The 14,349-nt window shown below is 67.0% G+C and carries 13 protein-coding genes; all 13 read left to right on the top strand.

The annotated features are described in order from the left end of the window. The first annotated feature begins 5 nt into the window (after window positions 1-5). The 13 genes from ACP7BZ_RS11035 (at window position 6) to ACP7BZ_RS10975 (ending at window position 14,285) form a co-directional block, all read left to right on the top strand. Complete coding sequence (locus tag ACP7BZ_RS11035) at window positions 6-1,028, top strand: acyltransferase family protein (RefSeq protein ID WP_426113108.1); 1,023 nt, start codon at window positions 6-8, stop codon at window positions 1,026-1,028. Then, a complete protein-coding gene (locus tag ACP7BZ_RS11030; protein WP_426112986.1) occupies window positions 1,025-2,035 on the top strand; it encodes a glycosyltransferase family A protein in 1,011 nt (336 codons plus the stop codon). The genes ACP7BZ_RS11035 and ACP7BZ_RS11030 overlap by 4 nt, the downstream gene beginning before the upstream one ends. Then, the gene (locus ACP7BZ_RS11025; RefSeq protein WP_426112983.1) at window positions 2,036-3,508 is read left to right on the top strand and encodes a lipopolysaccharide biosynthesis protein; all 1,473 of its coding nucleotides are present in this window, start codon (window positions 2,036-2,038) and stop codon (window positions 3,506-3,508) included. Window position 3,509: 1 nt separating this feature from the next. Further along, window positions 3,510-4,607, top strand: coding sequence for a glycosyltransferase family 2 protein (locus tag ACP7BZ_RS11020; RefSeq protein ID WP_426112981.1), 1,098 nt, complete (start codon window positions 3,510-3,512; stop codon window positions 4,605-4,607). Then, complete coding sequence (locus tag ACP7BZ_RS11015; protein ID WP_426112979.1) at window positions 4,604-5,533, top strand: glycosyltransferase family 2 protein; 930 nt, start codon at window positions 4,604-4,606, stop codon at window positions 5,531-5,533. Before ACP7BZ_RS11020 ends, ACP7BZ_RS11015 begins: the two co-directional genes overlap by 4 nt. Then, on the top strand, window positions 5,530-6,957 hold the full coding sequence (locus tag ACP7BZ_RS11010; RefSeq protein ID WP_426112977.1) for an O-antigen ligase family protein: 1,428 nt from the start codon (window positions 5,530-5,532) through the stop codon (window positions 6,955-6,957). Before ACP7BZ_RS11015 ends, ACP7BZ_RS11010 begins: the two co-directional genes overlap by 4 nt. Then, window positions 6,957-7,970: an acyltransferase family protein gene (locus ACP7BZ_RS11005; protein WP_426112975.1), complete on the top strand. Its 1,014-nt coding sequence runs from the start codon at window positions 6,957-6,959 to the stop codon at window positions 7,968-7,970. The genes ACP7BZ_RS11010 and ACP7BZ_RS11005 overlap by 1 nt, the downstream gene beginning before the upstream one ends. Continuing rightward, window positions 7,960-8,505: a serine O-acetyltransferase gene (locus ACP7BZ_RS11000; RefSeq protein ID WP_426112973.1), complete on the top strand. Its 546-nt coding sequence runs from the start codon at window positions 7,960-7,962 to the stop codon at window positions 8,503-8,505. Before ACP7BZ_RS11005 ends, ACP7BZ_RS11000 begins: the two co-directional genes overlap by 11 nt. Beyond that, window positions 8,502-9,746, top strand: coding sequence for a glycosyltransferase family 4 protein (locus ACP7BZ_RS10995; protein WP_426112970.1), 1,245 nt, complete (start codon window positions 8,502-8,504; stop codon window positions 9,744-9,746). Before ACP7BZ_RS11000 ends, ACP7BZ_RS10995 begins: the two co-directional genes overlap by 4 nt. Continuing rightward, window positions 9,743-10,957, top strand: coding sequence for a glycosyltransferase family 2 protein (locus ACP7BZ_RS10990; protein ID WP_426112968.1), 1,215 nt, complete (start codon window positions 9,743-9,745; stop codon window positions 10,955-10,957). Before ACP7BZ_RS10995 ends, ACP7BZ_RS10990 begins: the two co-directional genes overlap by 4 nt. Before the next feature lie 50 nt (window positions 10,958-11,007). After that, window positions 11,008-12,090 (top strand): DUF4124 domain-containing protein, encoded by a 1,083-nt coding sequence (locus ACP7BZ_RS10985; protein WP_426112966.1) that lies wholly within the window; start codon window positions 11,008-11,010, stop codon window positions 12,088-12,090. A gap of 14 nt (window positions 12,091-12,104) precedes the next feature. Continuing rightward, window positions 12,105-13,427, top strand: coding sequence for a UDP-glucose dehydrogenase family protein (locus ACP7BZ_RS10980; RefSeq protein ID WP_426112964.1), 1,323 nt, complete (start codon window positions 12,105-12,107; stop codon window positions 13,425-13,427). Window positions 13,428-13,529: 102 nt separating this feature from the next. After that, window positions 13,530-14,285 (top strand): WecB/TagA/CpsF family glycosyltransferase, encoded by a 756-nt coding sequence (locus tag ACP7BZ_RS10975; RefSeq protein ID WP_426112962.1) that lies wholly within the window; start codon window positions 13,530-13,532, stop codon window positions 14,283-14,285. Window positions 14,286-14,349 lie beyond the last annotated feature (64 nt).

The raw sequence follows: 14,349 nt of genomic DNA, 5'->3' as shown, positions 1-14,349 counted from the left end.
ACTGGATGATCCCGATCCGCGCGCCCATGCCCACGCCAGTGCCGCCATTGCATCGGCGCCAGCCGGCGCTCGACGTCCTCAAGGGCATCGGCATCGTCGCCGTGGTGGTCGGTCATATCAGTTTCAACCGCGCGCTGGTGGCGCAAATTTTCATGTTTCACATGCCGCTGTTTTTCCTGGTCGGCGGTGCCCTGCATGACCCGGCGACCCCGCAGCGCGCCTATCTGCTGGCGAAAGCGCGCAGCCTGCTGCTGCCGTATGGCTGTTTTTTGCTGATCCTGTGGCCACTCGAACTGCTGCTGGCGGTGCCCGATCACAGCGCCGGCGGCCGCTGGACCTGGACCTTGCTGGGCGCGCCGCTGCTGTTCGGTGGCCAGCGCCTGACCGGCTTTGCCAGCGTATTCTGGTTCGTCACCTGCTATTTTCTTACCCAGCAGCTGGTCCACCTGCTGCTGCGCCGCTCCCGGCTGCCGGTGTGCGCGGCAGTTGGGGGCTTGATGCTGGTGCTGGCGTGGCTGCTGCCCGAGCTGGCGCTGCCGTGGGGTGCGCAGGTGGTGCTGGTGAGCGCACCGCTGTACCTGATCGGCTATGCAGCGCGCCAGGTCGATCTGGCGCGCTGGCTGCCCGTCTCCGTGCTGCTGACCGGCGCCGCGCTGCTGCTCAATGTCGCCGGCGTGGCCAACACCTTCGACCTGAAAGCGGGGCAGTTCGGTGTGCCGGTGGTGACGCTGGCCAGCGCCCTGGCGGTGGTCGCCGTGCTGGCGGTGCTGGCGGCGCGCATCCACGCCAGCGTCGCCGGGCGCGTACTGGCCGCACTGGGCGGCGCTTCGATGACGATCATGTTCCTGCACCAGCTGGTGCAGCTGACCATGGCCAAGCAGCTCGGGGTGATGGCGGCGGCGCCGCGCGTTCTCGCTGCGCTGCTGCTGTGCTACCTGGCGCATGTGCTCATTAGCAGCTCGCCGCTGGCGTCGCGGCTGCTGCTGGGACGGCGCCCCCGCGCGCCGGCGACAGGCGTGGCGCCATGACCGGCCAGGTCAACATCAGCGCCATCGTCCCCGCCTACAACGTCGAACGTTATATTGAGGCGGCACTGGCCTCCCTGCTGGGACAGAGCGCGCCGTTCCATGAAATCCTCATCGTCGACGATGGCAGCACCGACGGCACCGCCGCCATGCTCGGGCAGTACCTGGCGCACCCCTTGGTGCGCATCGTCCGCACCGCCAATGGCGGCCAGGGCCGCGCGCGCAATCTGGCACTGAGGATGGCCACCGGCAACTACGTTTATTTTTTCGATGCCGACGATCTGCTCAGGCGCGATTTTGTCGCCGCCATGCAGGCGCTGCTGGCCGGCCGGCCAGCCATCGATATCGTGTATTTTTCGGGGCAGTCATTCGTTGACCAGGGCCTCGATCCCCACTACCAGGCCGACCTGCTGCCAGACTACCGGCGTGGCATCGACAGGGAATTTGCCAGCGGCGTCGCCGCCACCGGCGCCCTGCTGCAGGCGGGGAGCTGTTTCGCCAGCCCTTGCCTGTACCTGTCGCGCCGCCGCCTGTGGGGGCAGGGCGGTTTGCTGTTCCTGCCGATCGTCCACGAAGACGAAGAAATCATCACCCGCTTGAGCTGCGCCGCCGGCCTGTCAGTGTGCCTCGACACGGTGTATTTTGAGCGCCGCCTGCGCCCCGGGTCGACCATGACGCAGGCGCGCTCACAGCGCCATGCGGACGGCTACCTGCACACGCTGGCCTCGCTGGCGCAGCAGTTCCGCCAGCAGCGCCGGCTACTGGCGCCGATCGCGCCGCAGCTGGTGCGGCGCTTTTATGCGCTGCTGGCCGGCTACCTGGCCTTGTGCAAGGCGAGTGGCACACGGCCGCACTACCGCGCAGTCGGCGCCCATCTGCTCACCCTGCGGCGCCTGCCGGGCGCCCGCCAGATCGTCGAAATGAGCGCGTCGGCGGCGTTCAAGGCGCGCCTGTCGCGCCTGGCGCGACGGCTACGCAGGATTACCTCACGCAGCAAGGGGCCAGCATAAATGGCGTCGAATTTCTCCAATACGCGCTGGGTCGCGCTGTCGCAAGGCGCCCGCGTGGTCTCGCAACTGGTCAGCATGACGGTGCTGGCACGCCTGCTGGCGCCGGACGCCTATGGTTTGATGGCGCTGGCGGCGATCGTCACCAACCTCGCTTACCTGTTTCGCGACATGGGCACGGGGGCGGCGCTGATCCAGGCCGCCACGGTGTCGCCGCGAATGGCCAGCACGGTCCACTGGACCAATATCGCCCTGGGCCTGCTGATCGGCGTGGCCATCGCCATCAGCGCGCCGTTGACGGCGCAGGTGTTTCGCGAGCCGCAGCTGGCCACCGTGCTGCTGCTGCTGGCCGTGGTATTTCCCATCACCGGTGCGGCCGTGGTGCACCAGGCGCTGTTGGAGCGCGATTCGAAATTTGCCGTCGTCGCTGGCGCCGAAGTGGCAGCCGCCCTGGTCGGCGTCGGCGTCGCCCTGCTGCTGGCCTGGCGCGGCGCCGGCGTGTTTAGCCTGGTGGGACAGATGATCGCATCGACCGTGGTGTCGACCACCATCATCAGCGTGCGTTCGACCTTCCGCCCCGACCGTCACTGGCAGCTGGCCGAGTTCAAGGCCATCGCCCGCTTCAGCGGCAACCTGTCGCTGTTTAACGTGGTGCTGTATATCTCGCGCAACGCCGACAGCATGGTGGTCGGCCGCATGCTCGGCACCGTCGCCCTGGGCGGCTACGCGATGGCGTACCGCCTGATGCTATTCCCGCTGCAAAACATGACCTTCGTGGTGGCGCGCGTGCTGTTTCCCGTGATGAGCCGCAAACAGGGCGATACCGCCGAAGTCGTTGCGCTGTACCTGCGCGCGCTCGGCTTCATCGCCTTTTTGAGCGCGCCGCTGATGGCCGGCCTGTTCGCCCTGCGCGCACCGTTCGTCCAGGTGATGCTGGGCGAGCGCTGGCAAGCGTCGGTGGTATTGCTGGCATGGCTGGCGCCGGTCGGTTTTATCCAGTCGCTGGTGAGCAGCACCGGCACCGTGCTGATGGCGCGCGGTTGCACCGACTTGATGCTGCGTCTCGGCCTGGTCGGCGCCGTGCTGCAGGTGGGCGCGGTGGCAATCGGCGCGCGCTGGGGCGTCGAAGGGGTGGCGGCCGGCTACCTGGTCGCCAACCTGCTCAACGCCGTGCCGGCGCTGTACTTTTGCGCACGCCAGATCGGCATCGGCTTTGGCGCCCTGCTGCGGGCCATCGCGCCGGCCGTGGCGGCCGCCGTTTTCATGGTGCTGGCATTGCGCGCCAGCGCGCCGCTGGTCACTGCGGTCACTGCGGTCACTGCGACCACTGCGGCCACCTCCAGCGCCTTGCTGGCACTGCTGCTGCAGATTGCCATCGGCGTCATCGCCTACGGCGCGGCCAGCCTGGTGCTGCTGCGCCCGCAGCTGCTCAGCCTGCGCTCCCTTATCGGTCTTCACAAGAAAGCAGAGGCATAACATGGCCACCTTCGACGTTTTATTGCCAGTCAAAGACGGCATCGCCTTCCTCGCCGAGGCGCTCGAGAGCATCGTCGCGCAGACCTACCGCGACTGGCGCCTGATCGTGCTCGATCACGGTTCCACCGATGGCAGCGCGGAACTGGCGGCCGACTATGCGATGCGCGATGCGCGCATTATCGTGCGGGCGTTTCCCGCCGCGCGCGGCTTGTCGGGACTGCTCAACTGCGGCCTCGATCTGTGCGACTGCAAATACGTGCTGCGCCAGGATGCCGACGATGTCTCGCTGCCGGAGCGGATGGCGGTGCTGGCGCGCGCATTCGAAGCCGATCCTGCCCTGGTGGTGGTCGGCTCGCTCGGCGACGTGATTGACGCTGGCGGCAAGACCATCGGCCAGATCGACATGCCAACCGGCCCGCACGGGGTGATTGCCAGCGCACTGTTTCGCACCCCTGTCTGCCATCCGGCTGCGGCCCTGCGGCTCGATGCGCTGCAGCGGCTGGGGCAGGCGAGCGGGCTGGCGGTGCGCTATGGCGACGATTTCATTGGTGCGCTTGCGCCGGCGCGCCGCCTGCAGGTGCCGGCGCTGGCGGAAGACTATTTTTTGTTTGGCCAGCTGGCGCTGCTGGCGCCGTGCGTCAACCTGTCGCGCAAGTTGATCCAGTACCGCTGGCACGGCGCCAACGTCGGCGCCACCCGCCACCACGCGCAAATGCAGGTGGCGCTCGACATTTCGCGCTCGCTGGCCGAATCGGCCGCCATCGTGCATGGCGCCGCCTATGCCGACCCGGCGCCGTTTTGCAACCATGGCGAACGGCTCTTCGAGATTGAAGGGCAGAGCGATTTCTCGGCCTCTTACCAGGCGCTGGCAACGCTGTTGCAGCAGCTGGCGCCGGCCGGCCTTGAACTCGAGCGCGAACTGGCGTTTCGCCGCGTGCTGGCGCGCCGCGACCGCGCCACCATGGCCAGCCGCTTTGGCGTGTTCGCCGCGCGCTACGGGGTGCGGCCGGCCGAGCAGCGCACAGTGCGATCGTGGCTGCTGCGCGGCTGGCAAAAACAGGCGCTGCTGCGCCTGACGCCAAACGGGCTGGCCCAATGAAGGCGCGCGTCGCGCCACTGGTGAGCGTGGTCATCCCTACCTATAACCGCGGCTACTGCATCGCCGCCTGCATCGCCAGCGTGCTGGCGCAAACCCTGGCTGACTTCGAAATCATCGTCGTCGACGATGCCTCGAGCGACGACACCGCCGCGCGGGTGGCGGCGATGAGCGACCCGCGCATCAGCTATGTGGCGCTGGCGTCCAACCAGGGTGGCGCGGTGGCGCGCAATACCGCCATCGGGCGCGCCCGCGGCGAATTCGTCGCTTTTCTTGACAGCGATGACATCTGGCTGCCCGACAAGCTGGCCAAACAGATCGCCGGCCTGCGCGCCGCCGGCGCGCGCTGCGCGCTCAGTTACACCTGGCTGACCTGCGTCGACGACGACGGCGTCGAAACGATGCGCATCCATCCCGACATCGACGGCTTCTGTTTTGAACAGATCCTGGTCTCGAACTTCATCGGCTCATTTTCCAACCTGGTGGTGCGGCGCGAGCTGCTGGTGGCGGCCGGCGCGCTCGATGTCGCTTTTCGCAGCTGCCAGGACTGGGATCTGTTCATCCGCCTGTGCCGCCAGGGCTCGGTGCACTGCCAGCGCGAATACCTGGTGCGCTACCTGCAAAGTGTCACCGACAAGGTGCGCATTTCGACCAACCCCCGTTCGGTAGTGCAGGGGCACCGGCGCATCCTGGCCAAGTTCGCCGCCGACTATGCGGCCTTGCCGGCGCCGGTGCGGCGCCGCGCTTACGCCGTGTTCATGGCACTGTTTGCCAGCAGCGGCAGCGTCGCCGATACCGTCGCCATGGCGGCGGCGCGCCTGCGCAGCGGCGCCCGCCCGGCTGAACTGCTGCAGTGCGCGCGCCTGCTGCTGCGCGCCGGCCGCCGCAAGCTGGCGCTGGTGATGGCAGCGCGCCAGGGGGCGCGATGACGATTGCCAGCAATCCGGCGAATACATCGGCTGACAATCCGGCCAGTGTGACCGGCAGCTGGGCGGCGTCGTCGCGCGCCGCCTGCCTGCTGATCGTGTTGGCCATCGCCATCGGGCTGGCCATTCCCGCTTTTGTCGGCGCCGTCGACGGCCGCCCGGCGCACGCGCTGGCGCTGCCGGCGCTGCTGTTGCTGGGCATGCTGCTGCTGTACAGTCGGGTGCTGCTGCTGACCGCCATCCTGCTGCTGCGCGCCGCCGGCGACGTGTTTTTTGACAGCACCCGGGTCGCCCTCGGATCGGTGCAGATCGGCGTCGGTGGCTTGATCAATGCGTTCGTGATCGTCATCGCCATCCTGCTGGTACTCGAACAACCGCGCCTGCTGCCAAAGAAAGTGGCGCTGCTCTGGCTGCCGTTTCTGCTGGCCGGCTTGGCTGGCGTGCTGCTCGCGCCTGCGCCTGGTGACGCCGTGCGCCTGTACCTGGCGCAGGTGTCGTACTGCGCGGTGTTCGTCAGCGCCTTTTATATCGTGCGCACATTGGACGACTTCAAGCGCTGCGTGCGCATCGTGCTGCTGTCGTCGCTGCTGCCGCTGCTGTACGGGGTGGTCGATATCGCCGTCCAGGGCGGCGTGCACGGTCCGAATGGCGCCCGCCTGCAAAGCACCTTCGCCCACCCAAACATCTATGCCTTTTATTTGACGCTGGTGGTGGCACTGGGATTTTATGTGCTTAAAAGCGCCACCTACAGGCTGTCGGCCTGGCAGCGCGTTGGCCTGTCGGCCTATCTGCTGCTGCTGCTGGTGATGCTGGCGCTGACCCAGACCCGCAGCGCCTGGATTGCCTGCTTTGGCCTGTTCTTTGTCTATGGCCTGCTGTTCGAGCGCCGTTATCTGCTCTACCTCCTGCTCATTGCCGTGCTGGCGCTGTTGATCCCCGAGGTGCGCGAGCGCGTCCTCGAACTCGGTAGCGGCAATCAGGTGCGCCAGTATGCCAAGCTCAATTCCTTCGCCTGGCGCCTGTATATCTGGGAATCGGGGCTGGCCTGGATGCGCCCGTCCCACTACCTGTTCGGCTATGGAGTCGATGCCTTTGCCTATTATTCGCCGACCTTCTTTCCGCTCGCGGGCAAGACCCATTTCGGTGCCCACAACGTCTATATCCAGTGGCTGTTCGAGCTCGGTGCAATTGGTTTACTGGCCTATCTGTGGCTGTTTGCCCGGCTGCTGGGGATGCTCAAAAGTCTGCTGGGCGTCGATCGCCTGGCCGGCTTCATCGTGATCGCGCTGGTGCTGCAATATCTGGCCGTCTCGGTGTCCGACAATATGGCCGCTTACCTGGCGTTCAACTGGTATTTCTGGTTCGTCGCCGGCGCCGCTTGCGCGCTGCTGGCCCAGCGCGGCGCCGCGCCAGAAGGGAGTCGTTGATGGCGGCCGCCACCCGCGGCGTGCACCTGGCGGCGCTCGACGGCTGGCGCGGGCTGAGCATCCTGCTGGTGCTCGCTGCCCACCTGCTGCCGCTGGGACCGAAGCCGTGGAAGCTCAATTACAGCGCCGGCATTCTTGGCATGGCGCTGTTTTTTACCCTGTCCGGCTTTTTGATCACCCGCGCGCTGCTGCGCGAGCAGAACGTCCCCGCGTTCCTGATCCGCCGCTGCTGCCGCATCGTGCCGCTGGCCTGGCTGTATTTCGCCATCGCCCTGACCGTCTCAAGCGCCCCGGTGCTGAGCTGGCTGTCGCACTATCTGTTTTACGCCAATTTTCCGCCGCGCCAGCTGCTGCCGCTCACACTGCACCTGTGGAGCCTGTGCCTGGAGATGCAGTTCTATGCCGCGGTCGCCCTGCTGGTGGCGCTGCTGCGCGTGCGTGGCCTGTGGCTGCTGCCGTTGTTGTGCGTGGTGTTTACCGCGCTGCGCGCCCACCATGGCATCTATGCCTCCGATATCAGTTACTACCGGGTCGATGAAATCCTCGCCGGCTGCACGCTGGCAATGGCGCTGCACGGCAGAACCGCCGCGCCATTGCTGGCGCGCCTGCCGCAATGGCCGCTGCTGGCGCTGTTGATCGGCTCCTGCCTGCCGGTGGGCGGCTGGCTCAATTATGTGCGGGCGTACCTGGCCGCCCTGCTGGTGGGCGCCACCCTGGCGGCGCCGCACAAATCGCTGGTGCGCAACCTCGATCAGCCATGGCTGCGCCAGCTGGCGCTGCTCTCGTATGCGCTGTATGTGATCCATCCGCTGCTGGCGGCATCGTGGCTCGGTGACGGCGGCCTGCTCGAAAAATATGCCAAGCGCCCGCTATTGCTGCTGGTGCTGTTCGTGCTGGCTTACTGGTCCACCCATTATTTTGAGCGCTGGTTCATCGAACGGGGCCGCCGCTGGGCGGCGCGCTGTTCGCTGCCGGCGCCAGCGCAACCCACCGGAGAACACGATGGCATATGACCCCGACTGGCATGCCGATGCACAGCGCTATGGGCTCGCCCGTCCCCTGCTCAAGGAACAGTCGGCGTGGGCAGTCTGGACCTATCGCTTCGGCCGCCGCGTCGACCGCCGCCCGCCCGGACTGGCGCGGCGCCTGCTCACGCGCTGCTACTGGCTGCTGTTCCGGGTGGTCGAAACGGCGGTGGGCGTGAGCCTGCCGAAGGCGGCGCAGATCGGCCCGGGCCTGCGCATCTGGCATTTTGGCGGCATTTTTCTGCACCCTGACACTGTCATCGGTGCCAACTGCACGCTGCGCCAGGGCGTCACCATCGGCAACCGGGAAGAGGGCGGGGCAGTGCCGCTGCTCGGTGACGATGTCGAGGTGGGCGCCTATGCCCAGCTGCTCGGCGGCATCCGCATCGGTCATGGCTGCAAGATCGGCGCGCTGGCGGTGGTCCTGTGCGACGTGCCCGATGGCGCCACTGCCGTTGGCGCTCCCGCCCGCATCATCGCGGCGAAGACGCCCGCCGCCCGCTTACAAGGACGTACCGTATGAAGATCGCTTACCTGATCAACCAGTATCCGAAGGTCAGTCACAGTTTTATTCGTCGCGAAATTCTCGCGCTCGAACGGCAGGGCTTCGAGGTCGAACGGATCGCCCTGCGCGGCTGGGCCGAACCGCTGGTCGATGCGCAAGACCTCGACGAGCGCGCGCACACCCGCTATGTACTGCAAGGGGGGGCGGTGCCGCTGCTGCTGGCGCTGCTCGGTCAGCTCAGCGCGCCGCTGCGCTTGCTGCAGGCGCTGGGGCTGGCGCTGCGCATGGGACGGCGGGCGGCGCGGCCGTGGCCCGTGCACCTGATCTACCTGGCCGAAGCTTGCCGCATGGCGGGGTGGCTGCGCCGTTCTGGCGCGCGCCACCTGCACGCTCACTTTGGCACCAACCCGGCCGAAGTGGCCATGCTGGTGCGCGCCCTCGGTGGCCCGCCGTACAGCTTTACCGTGCACGGGCCGGAAGAATTCGACCAGCCCGAATTTCTGCACCTGGCCGAAAAAATCCGCCGCGCCGCTTTTGTCGTCGCCATCAGCTCGTATGGCCGCAGCCAGTTGTACCGCTGGATCGGCCAGCGCGACTGGCCCAAGGTGCAGGTGGTCCACTGCGGCATCGAACCAGCCTTCCACGCCGGCGCGGCGGTGCCGCTGCCGGCCGCGCCGCGCCTGGTGTGCGTGGGCCGGCTGTGCGAACAAAAGGGCCAGATGCTGCTGGTGCGCGCCGTTGGCCGCCTGCTGCGCCAGGGCAGCGAAGTCGAACTGGTGCTGGCCGGCGACGGCGACATGCGCGCCGAACTGGAAGCACGGATCGCACAGGATGGCCTGGGCGAGCGCGTGCGCATTACCGGCTGGATCGATAGCGACACTGTGCGCGCCGAGCTGCTGGCAGCGCGCGCGCTGGTGCTGCCCAGTTTTGCCGAAGGGCTGCCGGTGGTGATCATGGAGGCGATGGCGCTGCGCCGGCCGGTGGTGTCGACCTATGTGGCCGGCATCCCCGAGCTGGTGCGGCCCGGCCGCGACGGCTGGCTGTGCGCCGCCGGCGATGTCGACGCCCTGGTGGTGGCACTCGAGGCGCTGCTGGCCACGCCGTCGGCCAGCCTCGAAGCGATGGGGCAGGCGGCCCATGTGCGGGTGCTCGAGCGCCACGCAATCGACGTCGAGGCAGCCAAGCTGGCGCGCCTGTTTACGGCCAGTGTGCGCGGCCAGCCTGTGGCCACCGCGGCGGCCGTGGAGACGCTGGCATGAGCGCGCTGTTGGCGCCGTTGTTTATCCTGCTGCTGGTGCTGCTGGCGGTGCCGGTGTGCGTGTTCGTGCTGGAAATCGGCGCTGCGCTGCTTGCGCGCAGTGCCGGGGCCGGTGCCGGTGCCAGCGCTGCCGCTGGCAGCCGTCCGCGCGGCGCGCTGACGGTGCTGGTGCCGGCGCACGACGAGGGCGCCGGCATCGGCGCCACACTGGCCTCGGTCTGCGCCCAGCTGCAGGCGGGCGACCGCGTGCTGGTGGTGGCCGATAACTGCAGCGACGACACCGCCGCCTGTGCCCGCAGCGCCGGTGCCGCGGTGCTCGAGCGCCAAGACAGCGAGCGGCGCGGCAAAGGTTATGCGCTCGATGCCGGCGTGCGCCATCTGGCCGGCCAGTTGCCGCTGCCGGCGCTGGTGGTGGTCATCGATGCTGACTGCCTGCTGGCGCCGCACGCGCTCGAACGGCTGGCACGCCGCTGCAGCCGGTCGGGGCGGCCGGTGCAGGCGCTGTATCTGATGCGCGCGCCCGCCGGCAGCAGTCTGAAAACCCGCGTCGCCGAATTTGCCTGGACGGTAAAAAACCAGGCGCGCGCGCTGGGCCTGGCGCGCGCCGGCCTGCCGTGCCAGCTGATGGGCAGTGGCATGGCCTTTCCCTGGGCCCTGATCGAAAGCGCTGCGCTGGCCAGCGCCGACCTGGTGGAAGATTTGCGCCTCGGGCTGGACTTTGCGCGCAGCGGCCAGGCGCCGCTGTTTTGTCCGGAGGCGCTGGTCACCAGCGAATTTCCCGCCAGCGTGCAAGGCTTGAAGTCACAGCGCACGCGCTGGGAACACGGCCACCTGGCGATGCTGCTGCGCGCCGGCCCCGGCCTGTTGTGGCAAGCCCTGCGCCGCAGGAATGGCGCCCTGTGCGCACTGACGCTCGACCTGTGCGTGCCGCCACTGGCGCTGCTGCTACTGCTGTCGCTGGCCAGTTGCGCAGTCGGCCTGCTGGCCTGGGCGTGGAGCGGCGCCGTCCTGCCATGGACGCTGGGCCTGGTGGCGCCGCTGCTGCTGGCCGCAGCGGTGCTGGCGGCCTGGTGGCGCTTCGGGCGCGCCATCCTCAGGGGGCGCGAACTGGCGTTTGCGCCACTGTACGCGCTGATCAAAATTCCCCTGTATCTCGCCTTCCTGTTTCGCCGCCAGGTGAAATGGGTGCGCTCCGAGCGCGATCCCGATTGAAGAGCGCCGCCCATGTTACGAGGACCTCCACCATGACCAGCATGACCAGCATGACCAGTATGATCAGCACTATCAGCACTATCAGCACTATCAGCACTATCAGCACTATCAGCACGACCAGCACGACCAGCACGACCAGCACGACCATCGCGCTGCGCCGGCTGTTCACCGCGCTGCTGCTGGCGCCGACGGCGCACGGCGCCAGCGCCGCCGGGCCGTCGGCGCCCACCATCTTCGCCGCCGACAGTTTCTGGACCACGCTGATTGCCCGCAACGCCCCGCTGCACCCCGACTCAAACGCCTTCGTGCAGGAATTCCTGCGCCAGAAAAAAGCCTATTATGGCAACGTCAATCTCAACACGAGCAAATATGCCAGCCCGGTCTACGTGGTCGGCCCCGACGTGGCGGGCAGCGACGTCACCGAGTGGAACTGCCAGAACAAGCGCTTCAAGGACAAGCTGCTGGCGCAGCAATGGCTGGCGGTGCCGATTCCCGCCTACGCCGAAGCGGCCGATGGCAGCGACGCCGAGATGACGGTCTACCAGCCGTCCACCGACACGCTGTGGGAGTTCTGGCGCGCGCGCAAGGTCGATGGCGCCTGGCAGGCTTGCTGGGGCGGGCGTTTGAGCCATGTCTCGCGCAGCGACGGCGTGTTCCCCGCACATTACGGCACCACCGCCACCAGCCTGCCGTTCATCGGCGGCCAGATCACGGCCGCCGAATTACAGAAGGGCGAGATCGGCCACGCGATCGGCATCGCGCTGGTCGATGCCGAGCATTTCAACATCAAGTCGTGGCCGGCGCACCGCTCCGACGGCTACAACCCGCAGCACCAGCCGCACCGCATTCCCGAAGGCTTGCGCCTGCGCCTCGATCCGGCGGTCGACGTCGACCAGCTCAAGCTGCACCCGGTCGCCAAAACCATCGCCCGCGCTGCGCAAATCTATGGCTTTGTGGTGTGGGACAAGGCGGGCGCTATCTCGCTGCGGCTGGAAAACCCCAAGTCGGCCACCGCGCGTGGTCAGCCCGATCCCTATCCCGCCCTGTTCAAGGGCACCGGCGCCTCTGCCATCCTCAATGGCTTTCCCTGGGATCGCCTGCAATTTATGCCACTCGATTATGGCAAACCCTGACCTGAAAGCACCTTATGAAAATTACCGTAATTGGCAGCGGCTATGTCGGCCTCGTGACCGGCACCTGCCTGGCCGAAATGGGCAACCATGTGTTGTGCCTGGACCTCGATGAAAACAAGATCGCCATGCTCAACGACGGCCGCGTGCCGATCCACGAGCCGGGCCTGACGGCGCTGATCAGCCGTAACGTCGCCGCCGGCCGCCTGCGCTTTACCAGCGATGTCGAAAGCAGCGTCGCCTTCGGCGTGCTGCAACTGATCGCGGTGGGCACCCCGGCCGACGAAGACGGTTCGGCCGACCTGCAGTATGTGACGGCGGCGGCGGCCAGTATCGCCCGCTATATGACCGAATACAAGGTGGTGGTCGACAAGTCGACCGTGCCAGTCGGTACCGGCGACAAGGTGGCCGAGGTGCTGCGCGACGGGCTGGCCGAACGCGGCCTGACGCTGCCATTTTCGGTGGTGTCGAATCCGGAATTTCTCAAGGAAGGCGCGGCCATCGACGATTTCATGCGGCCCGATCGTATCGTCATCGGTGCCGACGACGAGCGCGCCATTGCGCTGATGCGCGCGCTGTACGCCCCGTTCATCCGTAACCATGACCGCGTGATCGTGATGGATGTGCGCTCGGCCGAACTGACCAAGTACGCCGCCAACGCCATGCTGGCCACCCGCATCTCGTTCATGAATGAACTGGCCAACCTGGCCGACAAGCTGCAGGCCGACATCGAACAGGTGCGTCTGGGGATCGGATCGGACCCGCGTATCGGTTTCGATTTTCTCTACCCCGGTTGCGGCTACGGCGGCTCGTGCTTCCCGAAAGATGTGCAGGCCCTGCTGCGTACCGCTGCCGACCATGGCGCCGGCCTGAAGGTGCTGCAGGCGGTCGAGGAAGCCAACGAGGCGCAAAAACACCTGCTGCTCGAGAAGATCCGCACGCGTTTTGGCAGCGATCTGGCTGGCATGCGCTTTGCCCTGTGGGGCCTGGCGTTCAAACCGAATACCGACGATATGCGGGCCGCTTCGAGCCGCGTGGTGATCGACGGTCTGTGGCAGATGGGCGCCACCGTCTGCGCCTACGATCCGGTGGCGATGGCGGAGGCGCGCCGGGTGTTTGGCGATGACGCCCGCCTGCGCTTTGCCGAGACGCCGATGGCGGCCCTGGCTGGCGCCGATGCCCTCGTCATCGTCACCGAGTGGAAGGAATTTCGCGCGCCGGATTTCGATGCCATCAAGGCAGCGTTGAAAACGCCGCTGATTTTCGACGGCCGCAACCTCTACCCGCCGGCCGATGTGCGCAGTCACGGCATCGAGTATGTCGCCATCGGACGCCGCTAAACGGTTGCTACCGGAGGGCCGACTGGCAGACGGCGCCCGGCACAGCATCGTGCCAGGTATGCCGTCTGCGCTGAATGCGCGTTGTCGAGATGAAAGTTGAAAATGTTGATCGAACTCCCCACCAACCCCCAGCCCGGCACCATCGCCATTGCCGGCTATCCGGTCACCCGCACCGATGCCGCCACGCTGGCCCGTCGCCTGTACGGCGCGCTCGGCGCTGGCGACCGCCTGACCGTATTTTTTGCCAACACCAATTTCATCGTGCAATGCCGCGCACAACTGCCGCGCATGCAAGAGGCCGGCGTCATCATCGTCAATGACGGTGTCGGGCTGGACATCGCCGCCGTGCTGCTGCGCGGTGCGCGCTTTCTGCAAAACCTCAATGGCACCGACTTTACGCCCTATCTGTTCGCCCATGCCGCGCGGCCGCTGCGGGTGTTTCTGGTCGGTGGCAGCGCCGACGTGCTGCGCCGCGCTGCCGCCCATGCCCGCGATCAGCTGGGCCAAGTGGTGGTGGGGACCTGCGACGGCTATGACGGTTTGCGCGAGCGGCACGACGTCATTGACGCCATCAATCGCAGCGCCGCCGATGTGGTGCTCGTCGCACTGGGTAACCCGATGCAGGAAGCATGGATACTGAACCACCGGCCGGCGCTCGATGCCACCATCGTCATGGGGGTGGGGGCGCTGTTCGACTTCTGGGCCGGTGCCAGGGCGCGCGCGCCGGCGCTGCTGCAGGCCATGCGGCTCGAATGGCTGTACCGGCTATGCCAGGAGCCGCGCCGGCTGGCGCGCCGCTATACGGTCGACATCGCACGCTTCCTGCTGCACTGTCATCGCTACCGTGGGCGCCGCTAGCACGGCGGCGCGGTCACGAAAATATACTTTTGGTTACTTTTAAAATTTATTTGAGGCAACTAGC

Source organism: Massilia sp. PWRC2 (genome assembly GCF_049896725.1).
Lineage (GTDB): Bacteria > Pseudomonadota > Gammaproteobacteria > Burkholderiales > Burkholderiaceae_D > JAFCUW01.
The sequence above is the reverse complement of the archived record's forward strand: the minus strand, read 5'-3'. Positions and strand labels throughout refer to the sequence as shown.